This is a genomic window from Streptomyces sp. NPDC006265 (assembly GCF_040613555.1).
In the GTDB taxonomy this organism is placed as follows: Bacteria; Actinomycetota; Actinomycetes; order Streptomycetales; family Streptomycetaceae; genus Streptomyces.
In genome coordinates this window covers 1-19,181 of record NZ_JBEXSH010000061.1, presented here as the reverse complement: position 1 = coordinate 19,181, position 19,181 = coordinate 1, and the positions used below count along the sequence as shown (strand labels likewise).

Genomic DNA, 19,181 nt, shown 5'->3' with positions numbered 1-19,181 from the left:
GGACGACCCCGACATGGTGAAGCTCTGCAGCTTCTTCAGAGGTGCACTCGACTGGCCGGCCGACGATCCGCGGGTCGTCGAGGTCGCCGACCTCGTGGAACGCCTGATGATGCGCGCCGTGGAGGCGGGTGAGGTGGGTGGGGCGGCTGCCGACGGCTTCGACGACCCGTTCGTCGACCTGCTGGACGCGACCATGGCCGAGTCCTCACCGGGCGCCGAGCGGGTGGTGGCGATCCTGGAGGAGCGGGCTGGAAGGGCTGGACGCGCATCGAGCGGGTGCCCGCCGACAGGCTCGGCACCGGCCTGCCGCCCTGGAAATGGTCGCGTGATCGTGGGCGTGGACGGTTTCGGGCGGCCGGGGGCCTGCTGCCGCTGTGGCCTTCCTATCCGGTCCGGGCGCCGGAGCCGTCCTGCCGTGGAACAGTGGAGGAGGGCATGGGCCGGGAGCCCGCGAGGGTGCGGGCCGGAGCAAGGAGGCCGGGATGCGTCTTCCTGTGCTGGTGGGCGTCGACGGGTCCGAGCGCGCCGCGGCGGCGGCCGACCGGGCGGCACGGGAGGCGGTGCTGCGCGGGGTCCCTCTGCGGCTGCTGCACGCATATCCGAGCCTCCCCGGAGCCGTCGTTCCGGGTCCGGCCCTGGACCGGCTGCGCGACATCGGCGCCCAGTTGCTCCAGCGGACGGTCGCAGACCTCGCCGGCCGTTATCCGGACCTCCGGGTGGAGAGCGTGCAGGCCGACGATGCCCCGGCCGTGGCTCTCGTCGCCGCGGCACGTGATGCGGGGCTCCTCGTCACCGGCATGCGCGGAACGGGCGGTTTCGAGGGGCTGGCGGTCGGCTCCGTGGCTCTGCGGGCGGCGGCAGCGGCCCCCTGCCCCGTCGTGCTCGTCCCGCACCGCCGCGGCACCTTCGCGGAGGGAGGCCCCGCAGCGCACCGCACCGGCCCGGTCGTCCTGGGGTTCGACGCGCACCGGCCGGCCGGTGAAGTGGCCGACTTCGCGTTCTCGGCGGCCGATGTCCACGCCGCGCGACTGCACGTGGTGCAGGCCTGGGCCCTGCCCGCCGAATCCGTCTCGTCACGGATCCTGGTGGTGACCGAGGAGGACCGGGCGGGCTGGGAGGACCAAGAAGTCCTGCGGCTGTCCGACGTCCTGCGCCCGTGGCAGGAGAAGTACCCCGGTGTGACCGTCGCCGGCGATCTCATGCTGCTCCACCCCGCGGAAGCGCTCCTGAACGCCTCCCGGAGCGCGGACCTGCTCGTCGTGGGGCGCCGAGCCGAGCCGCGAGCGGCAGAAGGCCGTCTGGGGCCCGTCGCCCACGCCGTACTGCACCACGCCCGCTGTCCGGTGGCGGTCGTGCCGCACGGAGGGTGACGGCTCAGCCGTAGAAGGCCTCGAACTCGTCGTACAGCGACGGATCCACCACCTTGTTCTGCGCGGTGGCATCCGCGAGGGGGACGCGGACGATCCGCGTGCCCCGCAGGGCGACCATGCGGCCGAAGTCGCCTTCCTTGACCGCGTCGATGGCATGCAGTCCGAACCGGGTGGCGAGCCACCGGTCGAAGGCGCTCGGTGTGCCGCCGCGCTGGATGTGGCCGAGGACCGTGGTGCGGGCGTCCTTCTCGGTGCGGGCCGAGATCTCCTGTGCCAGCCACTCTCCGATGCCGGACAGCCGTACATGGCCGAACTCGTCCAGGGACCGGTCCTTGACCATCAGCCGGCCCTTCTCGGGGACGGCGCCTTCGGCCACGACGACGATCGGCGCGTAGTTGATCTCGAACCGGCGCTTCACCAGCTCACAGACCTGATCGATGTCGAACGGCCGCTCCGGGATGAGGATCACGTTGGCGCCGCCCGCGATGCCGGCATGCAGGGCGATCCACCCGGAGTGCCGCCCCATGACCTCCACCACGAGGGCGCGCATGTGCGACTCCGCGGTGGTGTGGAGGCGGTCGATGGCCTCCGTCGCGATACCGACGGCGGTGTCGAAACCGAACGTGTAGTCGGTGCCCGAGACGTCGTTGTCGATGGTCTTCGGCACACCGACGATGTTGATCCCGTGCCGGCCGAGCTCCGTGGCCGCTCCCAGCGTGTCCTCTCCGCCGATCACGACGAGCGCGTCCACCTCGTGCGAGGCGAGGGTGTCCCGTACCCGTTGCAGCCCGCTCTCGTGCTTGAACGGGTTCGTGCGGGAGGACCCGAGGATGGTCCCGCCGCGGGGCAGAATCCCCCGGACGCTGGAGACGTCCAGCGGAACGACGTCGTTCTTGAGCAGGCCGAGCCAGCCGTCCCGCACACCGACGAAGTCGAACGCGTATTCCTGGACGCCCTTGCGGACGACACTGCGGATCACGGCGTTGAGGCCGGGACAGTCACCGCCGCCGGTCAGTACTCCGACCCTCATGGGCTTTCTCCCATCCGATGCGCACCTCGTCCGCTTGCGCCACTCACAGCGACCGGAGACCGCTGTCGGCCTGCGGACCGCCGTCTTCCTCCAGCCTCCCTCGATTCGATCTGTGGTGGCCACTCGGGCGCGCCCTTCCGACGAAGGTCATGTGCTGTCGCTGCCGGTGGAGCGGCACGCCGTGCGCGGCCGCCGGCAGGACAGTACGGTGCTGGAACGGAGTCCCGACGGCGGCGCGGCGTGCGGAGGCGGCATGACGAACGAGCGGGCGGCGAAGGTGCCGCGCAAGGCGTATGAGAAGGAACTGCTGTGCCTGCAGACGGAGTTGGTGAAACTCCAGGAATGGGTGCGCGCCGAGGGCGCCCGGCTGGTCGTCGTCTTCGAAGGGCGGGACGCGGCCGGCAAGGGCGGCACCATCAAGCGGGTCGCCGAACACCTCAACCCGCGCGTCGCACGGATCGCGGCGCTGCCGAAACCCACCGAGCGCGAACGCACCCAGTGGTACTTCCAGCGGTACGTCGAGCACCTGCCGGCCGCCGGGGAGATCGTGCTGTTCGACCGGTCCTGGTACAACCGGGCCGGTGTCGAGCACGTGATGGGCTTCTGCTCGAAGGAGGAGTACCAGCTCTTCCTTCGCCAGTGCCCGATCTTTGAGCGGATGCTGACCGAGGACGGCATCCTGCTCCGCAAGTACTGGTTCTCGGTGAGCGACAGCGAGCAGCAGGAGCGTTTCCGTCGGCGCCTGGAGGACCCGCTGCGGCACTGGAAGCTGTCACCGATGGACCTGGAGTCGATCAGCCGCTGGGAGGCGTACTCACGGGCGAAGGACGAGATGATGGTGCACACCGACATCACGGAGGCCCCGTGGTACGTCGTCGAGAGCGACGACAAGCGCCGCGCCCGGCTGAACATGATCGCCCATCTGCTGGACTCCGTGCCGTACCACGAGGTGCCCCCTCCCGTACTGGAGCTGCCGGACCGCCCCCCGTCGACCGGCTACGAGCGCCCGCCACGGGACCTGCAGACGTACGTCCCCGACCACGCGGCCCGGCTGTGAGGCACGGCCGCCGCGGAGGGCGCCGATAGGCTGATCGGCATGGAATCCGATGGAGCCGGAGGGCCGGCCGGGATGGTGTGTCCGAGGTGCGGCGAGGCCACGGCCCGGACCGTCGAGCAGGCGCGCGGCGGCAAGGGCGCCATGCGTGAGGACCTGCACGGCCGACTCGCGCCGGGGCCGGACAAGACGGGCGACGGGTGCATGCATGTCGCGCAGGGCATGGTGCTGACCGGACTGGGCGTCGCCCTCGCGTACACGGGTGTTCAGCAGGGCAGGTCGCTGTACACGATCGCCGGTGTGGCGCTCGCCCTGCTGTGTGTCATCGGCACCCTCGTGGTCGTGCGTGGTGACGGACGGGAGAAGGCTGCGGCCGAAGACGGCGCTCAACGGGCGGAGCGCGTGTGGCGGCCGGCGTACCACTGCTCCGGTTGTTCCTCGGTGTTCTGCCCGGGCGGCACCCCGTGGCGGGGAGCGCTCACGCCGGAGCAGTTCAAGAAGTTCGTGTGGACCGAAGCCGGATACGCCGACCAACTCCTCGCGGGGGACAAGGCGAAGGACGCAACGGTACCGGCGGACGTCTTGCCGGACGGTGATCGAAGCACCCGTACAGCACCTGGCCATGGGGCGTAGGCGGCAACCTCCTGTGTCGGCGCCGCCACATCGAACCTCCTTCTACGCGTTGGCGTGAGCCACGAGCACCGGTCAGTGCGCGTCTCGGTGGGCATGTGCTTCGGCGAGGAGGAGGTAGCTGCTGGCGGTCCAGGTGTAGGCGCGGTCGCGCAGGCCCGTTCCGGTGAGCGCGTCGAAGTTCTCGGCGAAGCCGTGGGTTTCGCACAGGGTACGGAAGCGGGCGCTGATGTCGTCCGCGAGGCGCTCGTGACCGGCCCGGCGCAGGCCGTCCTCGATGAGCACGGTGGCGGGGGCCCAGATGGGACCGCGCCAGTAGCCGTCGGCGAGGTAGTGCGGTGAGGTGGGCAGTTCGGTGGCCAGGCCGTACGGCGTGAGGTGGGCCTTGATGTGGTCGGCCAGGGTGCTGCTGACATCGCCGGGCAGGTGTTCGCCGAGGACGACGGGCATCAGGTCGAGGAGGCTGGAGCTGCTCCAGGTGTCCCCGGTGGCGACCGCCCGGGCCAGGAATCTGTCGGTGTCCCAGAGTTGGTCCAGCAGTGCCGCCTGTGTCTCCTCGGCAGCCTGCGTCCAGCGGATCGCCTCGTCCGTCTTGTCCAATGCGGTGGCCAGGGTGGCCAGTTCGCGCAGCTGGAGGACGAGGAAAGCCGCCAGGTCGGCGCTTTCGATGACCCGCGCGGGGTCGAAGGTGGTGGCGTTGTCCCAGCCGCTGTCGTTGCCGTGCTGGTAGTGGGGCAGGTCGGCGCCGGGGGCACGCCGGGCGGTGAGCCAGAAGCCCGTCCAGCGTTCCAGCCGGCGGTAGGTCTCGGCGAGCTCGGCGGGGCCGGGAGGGGTCGGCAGGCGGCGGCGCAAATGGCCGAAGGCCCAGCCGTGGATGGGCGGTTTGACGAAGTTGTAGAGGACCTCGGAGTGGGTGACGGAGTCGGGCAGGGCGCCGCTGTCGTCCTGGTGGTCGAAGGGCAGGGCGAACTGGTCCAGGGCCAGGTCGGGGCAACCGGGTGCGAGAGCGAGGGCGTTGAAGCAGTGGTCCCAGCTCCACACCTTGTCCATCCAGTGCTTGGACATCAGCACCGCGCGCCGGGTGACCAGCCCGGTGGGACGCACGGTCGCCGACCAGACGACGTAGGCGGCCAGTTCGGCGGCGGGGGTCGCGGAAGAGCGCCACGGCGCCACCTGGTCGACGAACTGCGCGAAAGAGCTCTGTGCGGACTCGGTGATCGCGTCGAACGTCGCCGGGGACGCGTACGGCGGGCGGGCGGTGTCGAGTTCCTCGATCGCGATCTCCCAGGGGCCGTTCCCCTCCGCGGTCAGCGTGATGCCGCGAAGGCCGCCGCCCAGGGTCTGGGTGCCGGCGTCGGTGACGGTGCCGGACAGCACGGTGACGCGGTAGCGGCGCCCGGTCTCGTAGGACGTGAACACGTGCGCGCCGGCGGCCGGATCGCGGAAGAAGTACGTTCCACTGAACGGAGTGAGGGTCTGTGCGGCCGCCTCGACGCCGATGCCCACGCCGCTCCCCCGCAGGCGTACGGTGTCGGGCGACTCGTAGGAGAGGTCGATGCGTCCGGTCGCGCCGATCCAGCTGAGCAGGCCCGGTGTGGTCTCGACGCGGGTGTCGGCCCGGTCGGCCGTCGCCGGGTCGAACGGGACGAGGCGCAGGACGGCGTGCATGCCGTTCTGGTGCGAGACGAGGTGGAGGTCCTCGGCGTAGGTCTTCTCGGCCACCACGGGTGAGATGTCGAACCAGGACCCGTGGGTGCTGAACGGGATGTCGTGGACGGAGAAGGCCGGACCGGATCGGGCGGCGGTCATGACGCTGACTCGTTTCTCGAGCAGGGGGCACCGGCCGGCTGCCGCGCAGGCGGCTCGGTGGTGACGGGGAGGAGGGAGGGATCAGGTCCTGGGTCAGTCCTTGACGGCCCCGGCGGTCACTCCGGCAGCGACGTAGCGCTGGGCGAGGACGAGGATGACCGCGGCGGGCAGCGAGGCCACGACGGCGGTGGCCATGATGGCGTTCCACTCCTGGTTGTTGTTGCCGATGTAGTGGTAGATGCCGAGGGTGATCGGCTCGTGGGCGCCGCCGTTGACGAGGGTGCCGGCGAAGACGAAGTCGGACCAGGACCACAGGAACGCGAACAGGGACACCGTGACGACGGCGTTGCGGCTCATCGGCAGGACGACGGACCAGAAGGTTCGCAGGGCCCCCGCTCCGTCGGTCTTCGCGGCCTGGAGCAGTTCGCCGGGGATGCCGGACATGAACGCGGTGAAGATGAGGACGCCGAAGGGGACGGCCAGCGTGGAGTCGGCGACGATCAGGCCGGGGACGGACTGGAGCACGCCGAGGCTGAGGTAGATGGCGTAGAAGCCCATCGCCATGATGATGCCGGGGATCATCTGGGCGGCCAGCAGGACGAAGTTGAGGATGCCGCCGCCGCGTGGGCGCAGCTTGGCCAGGGCGTAGCCGGCGGGGGCGGACAGGGCGACGGTCAGGACGACGGTGCCCAGGCCGATGAGGAGGCTGGTGCCGAGATAGGGCAGCTGCTCGTTCAGGACCGTGCGGTAGCCGTCCAGGGTGCCGTGGGCGGGGAAGAGGTCCGGTGGGCTCTTGCGCATGTCCCGGTCGGGCGTGAGGGACACGTTGAGCATCCAGTAGACCGGGAAGAGCATGAATGCGGTCAGCAGCAGTCCGAGGGCGGTCTTCCACCACGTGCGGTCGGTCCGTCGGTTCATGACAGCGCCTGCTTTCGCTGGACCTTGAGGTAGATCAGGCCGAACACCAGGGCGGTGACGACCAGCAGGTTGCCGACGGCCGCGCCGGGTCCGAAGGCGGGCAGGAGATTGCCGAAGCCGAGCTGGTAGGACCAGGTGGCGAAGGTGGTCGACGAGTCCGCCGGGCCGCCCTTGGTCATGATCCAGATGATGTCGAAGACCTTGAGCGTGTAGATCAGGCCGAGGAGGAGGGTGATCGCGGACACCGGGCGCAGCAGTGGGAAGGTGATGCGCCAGAAGCGCTGCCAGGCGCCCGCGCCGTCGAGGGCGGCGGCCTCGTACAGGCTCGCGGGGATGGACTGCAGGCCACTGTGGAGCACGACGAGGTTGAAGGGGACGCCGATCCAGATGTTCGCGATGATCACCGAGGTCAACGACCAGGACGGTGAGGTCAGCCAGTTCACCGGGGCGATGCCGAAGGCGTGCAGGGCGGCGTTGACGATGCCGGAGTCGCTGTTGAGCATCCACGACCAGGTGGAGGCCGACACGATCAGCGGCAGCAGCCACGGCACGAGGAACAGCGCGCGCAGGGTCGCCGACAGCCGGAAGTGCTGGGTGAAGAAGACGGCGAGGGCGAGGCCGATGGCGTACTGGAAGACCAGGCAGACGGCGGTGAAGAGCGTGGTGTGCAGCAGGGCGGGGGCGAAGGTCGGGTCGTCGAAGACGGTCCGGTAGTTCTCGATGCCGGTGAAGGGCGCGTTGCCCTGGACGAAGGAGCGGACGGTGTAGTTGCGCAGGCTGAGGTCGAGGTTGCGGTAGAGCGGATAGGCGTAGAAGAGGACGAGGTAGAGGGTCACCGGGGCGAGGAAGCCCCAGGCGGCCCACTGCGGGGAGGTCGGGCGGCGCCGGGCGCGCGCGGGGGCCGGGGGCGGGGCGGCGGTGGCCACCCCGTTCCGGGCGTGCGCGGACAGGTGGTCCGGCGGATAGGTCGTCTGCTTCATCGGGCCCTCGTCACTTCACCGCGGCCTGCGCCGAAGTGAGGGCGTCCTCGGGCGACTTGGCCCCACTGAGGGCGGACTGGACGGCCTTCCACATCTGCTCGGAGATCTTCGGGTACTTGGTGCCCAGATCGTCGCTGGTGCGTCCCTTGGCCGCCTTGACCGCCGCGACCCAGGGCTTCAGCTCGGCGTTCGCCGCGACCTGCTTGGCCTGGACCTCGCTGGTGGGGGCCACGTAGGACAGGGTGGTGTCGGTGTCGTACAGGTTCTGGGTGCTGGTCAGGCAGGTCGCGAGCTTCTGGGAGGTGGCGTAGCGGCCGGTGTCGCCCTGGGCGGGGAGGGTGACGAACTCGCCACCGGTGGGGGCGGCGGCACTGCCTCCGTCGGCTCCCGGCACCGGCAGGACGCCGTACTCGAAGCCGGCCTTCTTCGCGTTGGCGAGCTGCCACGTTCCGTTCTCGGCGAAGGCGTAGTCACCGCCGGCGAACTCCTGCCAGCTGGTGGTCTGCGTGTTGTTGATGACGGAGTTGGGGGCGTAGCCCTGCTTCAGCCAGTCCTTCCACAGCGACAGGGCGGATACGGCCTGCGCGGAGTCCAGTTCGGTCAGCTTGGCTCCCGCGCCCCAGAACCACGGCAGGAACTGGAAGCTGCCCTCCTCCGTGCCGATCGCGGAGAACGTGATGCCCTTCTTGCCCGCCGCCTTCACCTTCGCCAGCGCCGCCGTCAGCGACTTCCAGTCCTTGACCGAGGTTATGTCCACCCCGGCCTCCTTCAGGACCTTCTTGTTGTAGTAGAGGGCGAGGGTGTTGGCGCCGATCGGGGTTCCGTAGGTCTTGCCGTCCGACTGGCCTGCGGCGAGCAGGTTGGGGTCGACCTTCGAGGTGTCCAGCTTGTTGTCCTCGGTGCTGGTGAGCACGCCCGCCTCGGCCAGGGTCGACACCACGGGGTTGTCGACGACGAGGAGGTCGGCGGAGTTGTCCTGCTGGGCGGCCAGCAGTGCCTTGTTCGCCAGGTCGCTGGTGTCGTAGCCGGTCCTCTTGATCTTCACGCCGGCCTTGGCGCCGCACGCCTCCAGCAGCTTCACCCAGTCCGAGCCCTTGGCGAACTGGGGGTACGGGTCCCAGACGGTGTACGTGCCGCTGTCCGAGCCCTTCGCGTCGGTGCTGCCCGACCCGGAAGAGCAGGCGGCACCGGTGACGGCGACGACGGTCGACAGGGCCACCGCGGTGAGCCGGCGCCTTGAGGAGCTGTGCATGGCGGGTCCTTCGTTCTGGGCACACGTGTGCCGTGGGAGTGGTGGCTGGGGGGGAGGCGGGCACTCCGAACCGGCGAGGGTGAGGGGGTCGGGTACTCGGTGGAGAGGGAGAGGAGTGGAAGGGCGTGATGTGCGGTCAGGCTTCGGGGAAGGAGGTGCCGGTCGCGGGTCCTGTGCTGGCCCGCAGCGAGATCGGCGGTGCGAGCAGATGGTGCGGGCCCGGCACGGCGGACTGCTCGATCCGCTCGACGAGCAGGTCGACCGCGCGACGGCCCATCTCCTCGGCCGGTACGTCCGCCGCGGTGAGCTGCGGGGTGACCGTTTCCGCCCACCGGCACGCGACGACTCCGGTGACGGAGAAGTCGCGCGGTACGTGGCGGCCCGCCTTTGCCAGCCCCCGGTACAGGCCGCCCAGAGCGGCCTCGTTCAGGGTGACCAGGGCGGTGGTGGCGGGGTCGTCGTGCAGGATCCGCTCCAGGCACGCCTGGCCGGACGCCGCGTCGTCCCCGCAGCAGTACGTCCGTACCGTGAGCCCGCGTTCGGCCGCGGCCTTGGTGAAGCCGTCCAGGCCGCGGTGGGCGGACTCGTACCCGGCGCGCAGCAGTTGCTCGGGCCGGTTGACGAAGGCGACCCGGCGGTGGCCGAGGTCGGCGAGATGGTGGACGCAGGCCGCGGCGAGCGCGGTGTGGTCCAGGCCCACCCACCAGCCGCTCTCCGGATGGGCGGTGCGGCCGATGGTGACGGCGGGGAAGTCCAGTTCGGCCAGGTGGTCGACCCGGTCGTCCTCCAGCCTGATCTCCATCAGGATCGCCCCGTCGACCCTCCGCTCTCCCAGCAGCCGCTGGAACGACCGGTCGCTGTCGACACCGCTGGGCGACAGCAGCACGTCGTAGTCGTGCAGCGCCGCCGCCTCCACCACGCTGCCGATGAAGTCCAGCTGCATCCCGGTGTAGTGGTTGCCCGCGGGCGGGAAGACGAGGCCGATCGTGCTGGTGCGCCCGTTGGCCAGGGCTCGCGCGCTGGCGTTGGGTCGGTACCCCAACTCGTCGATGACCTGTTGGATCTTGCGACGGGTCTCCTCCGACACCGAGCGCTTGCCGCTCAGCGCGTAGGACACGGTGCTCCGCGAGACACCGGCCCGCTTGGCGATCTCACCGATGTTCACGGCGGCTCCTTACTCGAACCGGTTCGACACCTCGGGGAGGGAGCGCTCGCCGGTCGTGAGGGTGAGGGGTGGGACGGGGTGCGATGGCCGGCAGTCGAACCGGTTCGCGTGAAGTGAAGGTAGAAACTGCCCGAATGCCTGTCAACACCCTGGACCACACTTTCCCGATCCGCCCGGGAACCGGGGCCCTCCTTCTGCCGGAGGGATTGCTGGGCGGGTTTCCCGGTGCTAGCTTCGCGAACCGGTTCGACGAAGTGATCCTTCCGGCAAACCCGGGCTCCTCCCGTACCCCTGGTGAGGCGAGGCGCCGCCTCCACCGTCCGGCGGCTGCCTGCGGCCCGGAAAATCGAACCGATTCGATCGACATCGCCCTCCCCACGCACTCTCCTCGCCGAAGCACCCCGTGCACGAGCAGCCGACCGGATTCGGCCGGCCGGACCGCCTACTCCCGGAACCGCCTACTCAAGGATTGAGGACGCCATCCATGCCATCCGCTGAAAGATCAGCCCGGCGACGGGCCCCCGCCGCCGTGACACTCGCGCTCGGCGCCGGCCTGCTGGCCGCACCGGCCGTCCCCGCGCAGGCGGCGGAGGCGCCTCGGCCCGCCGCCCGTTACACCTTCGACCAGGACGACATGGCCTCCGGAAAGATCACCGACAGTTCCGGCAACGGTCTGACGGCGGACCTGGTCAACGGCTCCACCGCCCGGTCCGTCGAGGGCACCGGCGGAGGCAAGGCCCTCGCCCTGCCCGGCGGTGCGTCCGACTCGAGTGGCGCGTACGTCCGGCTGCCCCGTGCCGTGGTCGGCGACGCGGCCGACCTGACGGTCTCCGCGCGCGTGAAGTGGAGCGGCGACAAGTCGCCCTGGCAGCGGATCTTCGACCTGGGCACCAACACCACCAAGTACCTCTTCAGCACTCCCTACAACGGCGGTGGGCTGTTCCAGACCTCCGTGACCACCGGTGGTGGGGGCGCCGAGGCCCAGGTCCGCGGTTACGCGCCGCTCCCCGCGGACGCGTGGCGGACCGTCACCGTCACCCTCGACACCTCCGCGGGCCGGCTCACCACCTACCTCGACGGCGTGGCGGTCTCCTCCGCCGACACCGGCATCAAGGCCAAGGACCTGCTGGACGCCTCGGCCACCGCCGCCGGGTACATAGGCAAGTCCCTCTACCCGGACCCGCTGCTCAAGGGCGCGATCGACGACTTCACCGTGTGGCACGCCGCCCTGAGCCCCGAGCAGGTGGCCGGTACGGTCGGGTCCGTGCCCACCCTCCAGCAGCTCTCGAAGACCTCCTTCGAGGCACGCACCACGACCGGGACCGCCCCGTCGCTCCCCGCCGCCGTCCGCGCCTCCTTCTCCGACGGCTACGACCGCGACACGCCCGTCACCTGGGACGCGGTCCCTGCCGAGAAGTACGCCGCGCCGGGCACCTTCACGGTCGCCGGAACCGCGGCCGGACGCGCGGTGAAGGCCACCGTCACCGTGGTCCGCGAGGGACAACTCACCGTCGACCTCGGTTCGAACACCGGCATGTTCCACGGCGGCGCCTCCGGCACCCTCTACGGCGTGTACGGGCCGGACGTCCCGACCAACAATCTCATCGAGGGCATGGGTCTGCGCACGGTCTCCACCAAGGCGCAGGACGGCCCGCAGCACCCCGGCGCCGACGCCCTGGAGGTGGTCAAGCCGCTGGCCGACTCCACCGACGGTGACGTGTACATCTACATGACCGACATCTACCGCGGCTTCCCCTACCAGTGGCCGGGCGACACCCCCGCCGAGAAGCTCAAGGGCTACGAGGAGAAGATCGCCAAACAGGTCGACCAGGTCCTCGCGCTGCCGAAGCAGTACCAGGACAACATCGTCTTCGTGCCGTTCAACGAGCCCGAGGGCAACATGTTCGGCACCGGCGAGTGGAGTTACGACAAGGTCAGCTGGCTCAACGACCCGGACGCCTACTTCGCCGCCTGGGACCAGGTCCACAAGCTCATCAAGGGCAAGATGCCGAACGCCCGCATCGCCGGACCCAACACCAGCGTCCTGTACGACCAGGTGAAGGGCTTCCTCACCCACGCCCAGGCCGCCGGCACCCTCCCGGACGTCATCACCTGGCACGAGCTGAGCCACCCGGAGGCCGTGCGCCAGAGCGTCGCCAAGTACCGGGCGTGGGAGAAGGACCTGTTCAAGGGCACCGGCAAGGAGGGCACGCAACTTCCCATCAACATCAACGAGTACGCGTTCAACTACCACACCTCGGTGCCCGGCCAGATGATCCAGTGGGTGTCCGCGATCGAGGAGTCCAAGGTCGACGCCGACATCGCGTACTGGAACATCGACGGCAACCTCTCCGACTCCGCCGTGCAGTCGAACCGCGGCAACGGCCAGTGGTGGCTGCTGAATTCGTACGCTTCGATGAGCGGGCACACGGTGAAGGTGACTCCGCCGTTCCCCGGCGAGAACTACACCATGCAGGGCGTCGCCACGCTCGACGAGAAGAGGAAGCAGTCCCGGCTGGTCTTCGGCGGCTCCACCGGCAAGGGCCACATCACCTTCGCCGGCGTCCCGAAGAAGGTCTTCGGCAAGCGTGTGCACGCCTGGGTGCGGGAGATCGAGTGGAGCGGACAGGTCGGCGACTCGTCCGGCCCGAAGCTGCTCGCCGAGACGAACCTGAAGGTCGCTGACGACGGCACGGTCGCCCTCGACTTCGGCGACGGCCTCCTGCCGAAGCTCAAGGAGTCCTCGGCCTACGAGGTCGTGCTCAGTCCGGCCGGCGAGGCGAAGGGCACGCAGGCCCCGCCCGTGCGCTGGCAGTCCTCGTACGAGGCGGAGGACGCCGCGCACACCGGCTCCGGCTGGTCGAAGAACGGACCGGAGGGCTCGCCGCGTGACGTGTCGAAGTTCTACACCTCCGGCGGCTACGACGTCGGCGGCCTGCGCACCGGCTCGAACGTCGCACTCGACTTCACCGTGGACGTGCCCGAGGACGGCACCTACGACCTGAGCGTCTTCGCCAACTCCCTCAACACCTTCGACAAGGTCAAGGAACAGGGCCCGACCAACGTCTTCCTGCGGGTGGACGGCAAGGCCGGCAGCGAGCAGGAACTGCACCTGCCGCTCGGCTACAAGTGGGTCGTCTGGGACCACTCCGACACCAAGGTGAAGCTCACCAAGGGCAAGCACACCCTGACGCTCGCCGCGAAGAGCGCCGACGGCAAGCGCGCCACCAAGGGCGACGCCATCGTCGACCGTCTCGCCCTCTCCCTCCCCCGCGCCTCGGCGGACACGCAGGTCTACGAGGGTGAACTGGCCTGGCCGGCCGGCGGCGCACGTCCGGTCTACGACCCCTCGAAGCCGGCGGCGACCGGCTCGGGCGCGGTCCGCCTCACGAAGGGCCAGAGCGCCACGTTCTGGGTCTACTCGGCGGCCGACCGCGAGGCCACGATCGAGGTCGACACCCTCGGCGGAACAGGCGCCCGGCTCTCCGTCAACGGCCACGACGTCCTGCGCCTGGCCAAGGGCAGCAGCAGTGCGGCGGTCTCCCTCTCCGGCGGCGTCAATAAGGTGACCGTGACCGGAGGCCCGGCCACGACCCTCGTCGACCGCCTCACGGTCACACCGACCGAAGGCACACTGCCGACGCGCACGTACGAGGCCGGGGACGCCCGACTCGCGGGCTCGGCCACGCTCGCCCCGCTCTCCCTCGCCACCGACGGTACGGCGATCACGGGCATCGGCGGCGCCCCCGGCAACGACAACACCGCGACGTTCACTGTCACGGCCGACCGGCCCGGCCTGTACGCGCTGCGCGTCCGCTACTCCAACCCGGAGCAGTCCGAGGCCACCCACTACAATCCCGACCCGCTCGCCCGCCACGCCGACATCAGCGTCAACGGCGGCACCGCGCGACGCGTCGGCTTCCCGCACAGCTTCCACCAGAACAACTTCTGGGAGACGACCGTCCCGGTACAGCTGAAGAAGGGGAAGAACACGATCGGCTTCCGCTCCGAGGAACTGCCGAACTTCGACGGCACCACCTATGCCTCGGACACGTTCCCGGGTGTGCTGCTCCGCTCCCGCTACGCGCCGTTGATCGACCGGATCACCGTCGCGCCGTACGCGCGGGAGGTGCGCTGAGGTCATCCCCTCCGGGAGCGCCGTGAGGCGCGCGAACTCCGGGTAGCCGGCGCCCGGCCCGTCATGGTCGACGGGTCGGGCGTCCGGCTGTGTTCTGCCTGGGCTTCGGCTCACCCGCCGTTGGCCGGCGGACGGAACCCTCGTCCGGGCACGGCCGGGCGAAGACGACCATGCGTCAGGCGGCTCCGCCGAGCAACCGGCACGGCAGCGCTCGTTCCAGGACTTCGTGATCTTCATCTGCCTGCACCCAGTACAGGTGCGCTGTCGGCCTCCGGCTGACTGCTTCCTCGAGGTGTCAGTCCACGAAGAGAGCCCCCACACCGTCCTCGACCGCCCACCCGGGGGGCAACATGCCGGTCGCCACCGATTCTCGGTAGGACGTGCGACGCCCCGGTTCGCTGTCGTAGTGCGGGCACACCGAACCCGGCAGCAGGCCCAGTCCGTCCTGCAGGAACGTCAGCGGGCCGAAGGAGTCCGTATGCGAGCCCTGGGCCCAGCAGTTGGCGCCGGCGCTGATTCCGCACAGCAGTGTCCCGCTGTCGTAGGCGTCACGCAGCACCTGGTCGACCCCGTGCGCGCGCCAGACCGCCAGGAGGTTCGCGGTGTTGCCACCGCCGACGTAGACGTCCTGGCTCAGCAGAAGCGTCCGGAGGGCCTCGTCGTCCAGCTGTCTCCGGAACAGCGGCAGCACGGACGGCTCGCAGTCGCGTGACTCGAACGCGCTCAGGAACTGATCGACGTAGGCAGGTGCGTCGCCACTGGCTGTGGGAACGAAGCACACTTTGGGTCGGCTGCTTCTCGTGCGGCTGAGCAGCCAGTCGTCCAGCAGGCCGTCCTCGTCCGTCGAGAAGCCTCCGCCGAGGAGAGCCACGCTACGAGCCGGGCCGCTCATCACCGATGCCTCCTCAACCGTCCGGCGGCCACTCGCTGTTCGCGTTGGCCACGTGTCCTCAGTCGAGACAGAACTCGTTGCCCTCGATGTCCTGCATCACGATGCACGACTCGTTGTCCTCGTCGGCGAGCAGCAGTCGCTCGCGTACCGCGCCGAGTGCGACCAGTCGCGCGCATTCGGCCTCCAGCGTGGCCAGGCGCTCTTCACCCACGAGTCCGGTGCCGACCCGCACATCGAGGTGCACCCGGTTCTTGGCGACCTTGCCTTCGGGAACGCGCTGGAAATACAGTCGCGGGCCCATACCCGTGGGATCTTGGGCCAGGAACCATGAACCCCGCTCCTCGGGCGGCAGCGAGCGGTTGAAATCGTCCCAAGTGGCGAACCCCTTCGGCGGCGGCGGTACGACGTACCCCAGCACCTCGCACCAGAAGCGAGCGACTCGCTCGGGTTCTGCGCAGTCGAAGGTGACTTGGACCTGCTTGACCGATGACATCGGCTCACCATAGCAAGCGGATGTGGAGCTCAACTCGGCTTTTTGATCAGCGCGTTGATGCGAACAGAGTCCAGGATTCACCTGGAGCGTCTGTCGTTCGAAGATGACCCGCATACGACCCTCGGCGAGGACTTCGAGCGCCAGGGCGATCAGGTCGTACGGTTCGCCCTCGGGTGTCAGGACGTGCGACAGGTGCTCGCGCGCGGGCGCGATGTCACGCCAGAGCATGGTCGCGGGGGCCGTGTACCCGAAGTTGCCTCGCAGACAGTCCGCGAGGGCGGCCACGCAGCCGCCGAAGTAACCGCCCGGCCCGTTGACAGCTTCGCCGAGGGCCAGGAAGAGGCTCGGCTCGTCGGTGACGTGCCGGCCGTCCAGCTCGTACACGCGTCCGGAAGGTCGGCCCCGGTGCTGCAGCCGGCAGCCCCGTTCGCGGACGAGCTCGAGCCACGCCTCGCGCCGCCGGCTGTCCAGGCCGGCCCAGACGCCGGGGGTCTGCGGCGGTCCGGCGAACCAGCGGGACCAGATGGGACGGGCGCGTCGAGCTCTTCGTCGAGTTCCAGGTCGATCAGGTCCGGCCCGTGGGCGGACGGGCGCCACGCCCTGATCGTTGGCCGCAGCAGCCGGTCGGTGAGCAACTCGCCGCTGTCGTCCCGTATCTGCAGCCAGGCCTCGTCCAGGTCCAGCGCGCGCGGGGTACCCGTCGCCAGTGCCCGCCGCAGCCGGCCGCCCGGCGAGAGGCCCCGCAGGACGAGGGAGGGAGCAGCCTGCTCGTCGGGCAGGACGCGCGTGAACTCCCGGCATGAGCCCAGCCACCGGTACCGGTCGTGCAGCCGGACCGGAGCCCGGTGTCCTTGGCGGCGGGCCCATGTAGTCGTCCATACCCGTGAGGACGAGAGCATCCGTCAGCCGCCGCCCTCCGACGCTTTCTGCGTCCTCCAGCAGCCAGGGGTCCAGCGTCCTGTCCTTCGGTACGAGCCACACCCGGTGCCCGACCCAGCCTCGCACCTCGGCACCGTCCGGTGCCCAGCCGAAGAGCTCGTAGGTCGCGCGCCTGGGCTCCCTGAAGAGTCCCTCCACCTCGGCACAGACGCCCCAGACGTGGCCGTCCCCCGAGTCCGTCAGGGCGTACCGCCCCGGCTCACGCTGCCCCCGGCCTCCATACACGGGGGTGAATCATGCCGGGATCGTGAGGAGAGAGCGAAGCGTTTCGCGCGGGGCGGGCTGCGCAGGTGCACCGCGCGCCCTCCGCCGTTCGAGCGATTGAGGGCGACGTGTGATGTGCACAGCGATGAGTTTCACCAGCGTGCCGGGTCTGTGGGTGCGAGGGTCGCCGCAGGCCGCCGCCGGAGAGGATCGCCGGTCTCGCCACTCCCCCATCACACCGATCGACCTCACGTGAGGAGCACGACGTGACCGCCACCTACACCTTCGACGTCTTTTCCAGCCTCGACGGCTACGGGGCCGCCAGCGCCAACTGGACCGGCTACTGGGGCAAGCAGGGGCCTGAGTTGCTCGACCACCGTCTCGCCCTCTACGAGGGGGAGCAGCGGATGGTCTTCGGGGCCAACACCTATCGGGCCTTCGCCCAGATGCTGGCCTCGAGCACGGAAGGATCCGACGTACGGGACCCCTGGGTGACGCGGATGAGAAGCCTGCCCACGACAGTGGTGTCGACGACGTTGGAAGGCCCCCTCGACTGGCCCGACGCGACCGTGGTGAGTGGTGACGCCGTCGATGTCGTCGCCCGGCTCAAGGCGGAGTCGGACGTGCCGTTGCGCTCACACGGCAGCCTGTCGTTGAACCGGGCGCTGATGGCCGCCGGCCTGGTCGACCGCCTGCAGGTGACGCTCTTCCCCGTCATCACCGGTCGGACGGGGCTGGACCCGATCTTCCGGGATGCGGCCGACTTCGATCTGGAGCTGGTCGAGCACCGCACGCTCGACGGTCACATCCAGGAGCTCGTCTACCGGCCGACCCTCCATTGACCGGGGCGCGTTGACGATGTTCGGCTCAGAGGGGGGCCTATTGCTCGGGAGTGACGCTGCCGGAGCCGGGTTTGTCCCGCGGCTCCGGCATGTACCCCGGGAGTCGGCGGCAAGTCCGGCACGGCAGGTGTCTCGGAGGGAGCGAGTGAGGACCCGGGGTACTCCTGCGCGTACGGGTCGGCCAGGCCGGGACGGAGGGACGGACGTTCTGCCGGGATCGGCCGTCATGTCGGTCCGGCCGCTCCCCACGCCGGCGGTTCACACGCGAAAGCGGAGCGAACCACCATCGAAGGTCGTGTCCGCATCGTGGTGTAGGGGATCAAGCGTTACGCGTACCGGTACGAGGCCCCTGACGATCTCTGCGGAGGCGGCAGTCCACGAGGCGCCCTGCTGAGGCGAGTTGAACCTCTGATCCGGCGGGGCCAATGCTCCTGACCTGCGGATTGCGGCGCCTTGATCGGCTACACCACTTGGCGGGACGCCATCCCATCGAACGGGCCGAGTGGTGGAGCGGGGGACGACGACTCGCCTGAATTCGAAAAGGTCTGCCCGGTAGCCTCACGCCATGGACGGACTGCCCGCGAGTGTGGACCACGACATCCTGGCGCACCGGAGCATCGCCGCGATCGCGACGATCCGCGAGACGTTGGGCTGCACGGTTCACCAGGCTGTCGATGCCTACGCGCAGCGGTACGAGGAACTACGCCGCGATCGGCCGGACGACTTCCGGCCGAGCCCGGACGAGTACGGCCGATGACGGCCCGCCGTCCGGGCTTCCGCCATCAGGCGTTGGCGTGCCGGCGCCAGGCCGTCCTCCGGGGAGCGGCATGGTGCACGGGCTCATCCGCGTGACTTCGGGTCGGGCCTGCCAGGTGCGGGCGTCGTCTTCGGGCCCTGAGCCGGCCCCCGAGCTGCCCTGGTCGTGCCCCACCTGGCCTGGGCCGACCCAGCTCTCGGCCATCCCGGCATCGACGTCGTCCCCAGGCCGCCCCGCACCGGCCTCCGGCCAGGCCTGCCCGCTGCCGGCGTCGTGCCCGGTTCGCGCTGTGCCAGTCCCTGACCAGGCCTGCCCGCTGTCCTCGTCACGTCCCGCGGGCCCCGGCCCGCCCTGCCCGGCCCCGGCATCAGCGGCCCCAGGCCACCCCGCACCAACCTCCGGCCGAACCCCCTGACCGCCGCCCCCGCCAAACCCCGCCGGGCCCGGCCTCGGCCCTGGCCCCCGGTCGCCCCAAGGCTCCGCCTGCCCGGCACCCGCCCCGTGCCCGACCTGCCCAGCACCAGCTCCGGGCCCAGCCCACCCGACCCCGGCGCCCGGGTGCTCCACTCGCCCAGCACCCGGCAGGCCCCACGCCCCACCGATCCCGACCCCGTAACCCGCCGACCCGGCGCCCGGCAGGCCCTCTGCCCCACCGCGCCCACCCCCGAACCCAGCGCGCCCGGGCCGCCGCCCGCGCGCCCCCCGCCC

14 protein-coding genes and 2 pseudogenes are annotated in these 19,181 nt (G+C 70.2%); 6 read left to right on the top strand and 10 right to left on the bottom strand.

Going from position 1 to position 19,181, the window contains the following annotated elements:
- Positions 1 to 195: hypothetical protein (locus tag ABZ281_RS08295; protein WP_356653331.1), on the bottom strand; the 195-nt coding region annotated here is incomplete at its 3' end.
- 287 nt (positions 196 to 482) lie between these two features.
- On the opposite strand from ABZ281_RS08295, the gene ABZ281_RS08290 reads away from it, so the two are divergent.
- Complete coding sequence (locus ABZ281_RS08290) at positions 483 to 1,370, top strand: universal stress protein (protein WP_356653329.1); 888 nt, start codon at positions 483 to 485, stop codon at positions 1,368 to 1,370.
- A gap of 4 nt (positions 1,371 to 1,374) precedes the next feature.
- On the opposite strand, the gene ABZ281_RS08285 is transcribed toward ABZ281_RS08290, so the two are convergent.
- On the bottom strand, positions 1,375 to 2,400 hold the full coding sequence (locus ABZ281_RS08285) for a 6-phosphofructokinase (protein ID WP_356653327.1): 1,026 nt from the start codon (positions 2,398 to 2,400) through the stop codon (positions 1,375 to 1,377).
- Between the two features lie 253 nt (positions 2,401 to 2,653).
- On the opposite strand from ABZ281_RS08285, the gene ppk2 reads away from it, so the two are divergent.
- Positions 2,654 to 3,457: a polyphosphate kinase 2 gene (gene ppk2, locus ABZ281_RS08280; RefSeq protein ID WP_356653335.1), complete on the top strand. Its 804-nt coding sequence runs from the start codon at positions 2,654 to 2,656 to the stop codon at positions 3,455 to 3,457.
- A gap of 39 nt (positions 3,458 to 3,496) precedes the next feature.
- The gene (locus ABZ281_RS08275; protein WP_356653325.1) at positions 3,497 to 4,087 is read left to right on the top strand and encodes a hypothetical protein; all 591 of its coding nucleotides are present in this window, start codon (positions 3,497 to 3,499) and stop codon (positions 4,085 to 4,087) included.
- 72 nt (positions 4,088 to 4,159) lie between these two features.
- On the opposite strand, the gene ABZ281_RS08270 is transcribed toward ABZ281_RS08275, so the two are convergent.
- The 5 genes from ABZ281_RS08270 to ABZ281_RS08250 form a co-directional block, all read right to left on the bottom strand.
- Positions 4,160 to 5,893: a trehalase family glycosidase gene (locus ABZ281_RS08270; protein WP_356653323.1), complete on the bottom strand. Its 1,734-nt coding sequence runs from the start codon at positions 5,891 to 5,893 to the stop codon at positions 4,160 to 4,162.
- A 93-nt stretch (positions 5,894 to 5,986) separates the two neighbouring features.
- On the bottom strand, positions 5,987 to 6,811 hold the full coding sequence (locus tag ABZ281_RS08265) for a carbohydrate ABC transporter permease (protein ID WP_356653321.1): 825 nt from the start codon (positions 6,809 to 6,811) through the stop codon (positions 5,987 to 5,989).
- The gene (locus tag ABZ281_RS08260) at positions 6,808 to 7,791 is read right to left on the bottom strand and encodes a sugar ABC transporter permease (RefSeq protein WP_356653319.1); all 984 of its coding nucleotides are present in this window, start codon (positions 7,789 to 7,791) and stop codon (positions 6,808 to 6,810) included. Before ABZ281_RS08260 ends, ABZ281_RS08265 begins: the two co-directional genes overlap by 4 nt.
- A 10-nt stretch (positions 7,792 to 7,801) precedes the next feature.
- Positions 7,802 to 9,043 carry an extracellular solute-binding protein gene (locus ABZ281_RS08255; RefSeq protein ID WP_356653317.1) on the bottom strand — a complete coding sequence of 414 codons (1,242 nt, stop codon included), beginning with the start codon at positions 9,041 to 9,043 and terminating at the stop codon, positions 7,802 to 7,804.
- 136 nt (positions 9,044 to 9,179) lie between these two features.
- Complete coding sequence (locus ABZ281_RS08250) at positions 9,180 to 10,208, bottom strand: LacI family DNA-binding transcriptional regulator (RefSeq protein WP_356653315.1); 1,029 nt, start codon at positions 10,206 to 10,208, stop codon at positions 9,180 to 9,182.
- Between the two features lie 484 nt (positions 10,209 to 10,692).
- Here ABZ281_RS08250 and ABZ281_RS08245 point away from each other — a divergent pair, with 484 nt between their 5' ends.
- Positions 10,693 to 14,346 (top strand): LamG-like jellyroll fold domain-containing protein, encoded by a 3,654-nt coding sequence (locus tag ABZ281_RS08245; RefSeq protein WP_356653313.1) that lies wholly within the window; start codon positions 10,693 to 10,695, stop codon positions 14,344 to 14,346.
- Between the two features lie 175 nt (positions 14,347 to 14,521).
- Here ABZ281_RS08245 and ABZ281_RS08240 read toward each other — a convergent pair.
- The 3 genes and pseudogenes from ABZ281_RS08240 to ABZ281_RS08230 form a co-directional block, all read right to left on the bottom strand.
- Positions 14,522 to 15,238: pseudogene (locus tag ABZ281_RS08240) on the bottom strand (peptidase E).
- A gap of 58 nt (positions 15,239 to 15,296) precedes the next feature.
- Entirely contained in the window at positions 15,297 to 15,731 is a 435-nt protein-coding gene (locus tag ABZ281_RS08235; protein ID WP_356653333.1) for a VOC family protein, read from the bottom strand.
- Positions 15,732 to 15,836: 105 nt separating this feature from the next.
- Positions 15,837 to 16,895, bottom strand: a pseudogene (locus ABZ281_RS08230) (hypothetical protein); the annotation flags it as partial.
- Between the two features lie 245 nt (positions 16,896 to 17,140).
- Between ABZ281_RS08230 and ABZ281_RS08225 the strand changes: the two are divergent.
- Together ABZ281_RS08225 and ABZ281_RS08220 are read left to right on the top strand one after the other, a co-directional pair.
- Positions 17,141 to 17,716 carry a dihydrofolate reductase family protein gene (locus tag ABZ281_RS08225; protein WP_356653311.1) on the top strand — a complete coding sequence of 192 codons (576 nt, stop codon included), beginning with the start codon at positions 17,141 to 17,143 and terminating at the stop codon, positions 17,714 to 17,716.
- A gap of 565 nt (positions 17,717 to 18,281) precedes the next feature.
- A complete protein-coding gene (locus ABZ281_RS08220) occupies positions 18,282 to 18,473 on the top strand; it encodes a hypothetical protein (RefSeq protein ID WP_356653309.1) in 192 nt (63 codons plus the stop codon).
- Positions 18,474 to 19,181 lie beyond the last annotated feature (708 nt).

Excerpts from the sequence above, each read along its gene's own strand:
- ABZ281_RS08290 (WP_356653329.1), top strand. The coding sequence starts at position 483 with ATGCGTCTTCCTGTGCTGGTGGGCGTCGACGGGTCCGAGCGCGCCGCG.
- ABZ281_RS08285 (WP_356653327.1), bottom strand. The coding sequence starts at position 2,400 with ATGAGGGTCGGAGTACTGACCGGCGGCGGTGACTGTCCCGGCCTCAAC.
- ppk2 (WP_356653335.1), top strand. The coding sequence starts at position 2,654 with ATGACGAACGAGCGGGCGGCGAAGGTGCCGCGCAAGGCGTATGAGAAG.
- ABZ281_RS08275 (WP_356653325.1), top strand. The coding sequence starts at position 3,497 with ATGGAATCCGATGGAGCCGGAGGGCCGGCCGGGATGGTGTGTCCGAGG.
- ABZ281_RS08270 (WP_356653323.1), bottom strand. The coding sequence starts at position 5,893 with ATGACCGCCGCCCGATCCGGTCCGGCCTTCTCCGTCCACGACATCCCG.
- ABZ281_RS08265 (WP_356653321.1), bottom strand. The coding sequence starts at position 6,811 with ATGAACCGACGGACCGACCGCACGTGGTGGAAGACCGCCCTCGGACTG.
- ABZ281_RS08260 (WP_356653319.1), bottom strand. The coding sequence starts at position 7,791 with ATGAAGCAGACGACCTATCCGCCGGACCACCTGTCCGCGCACGCCCGG.
- ABZ281_RS08255 (WP_356653317.1), bottom strand. The coding sequence starts at position 9,043 with ATGCACAGCTCCTCAAGGCGCCGGCTCACCGCGGTGGCCCTGTCGACC.
- ABZ281_RS08245 (WP_356653313.1), top strand. The coding sequence starts at position 10,693 with ATGCCATCCGCTGAAAGATCAGCCCGGCGACGGGCCCCCGCCGCCGTG.
- ABZ281_RS08235 (WP_356653333.1), bottom strand. The coding sequence starts at position 15,731 with ATGTCATCGGTCAAGCAGGTCCAAGTCACCTTCGACTGCGCAGAACCC.
- ABZ281_RS08220 (WP_356653309.1), top strand. The coding sequence starts at position 18,282 with ATGGACGGACTGCCCGCGAGTGTGGACCACGACATCCTGGCGCACCGG.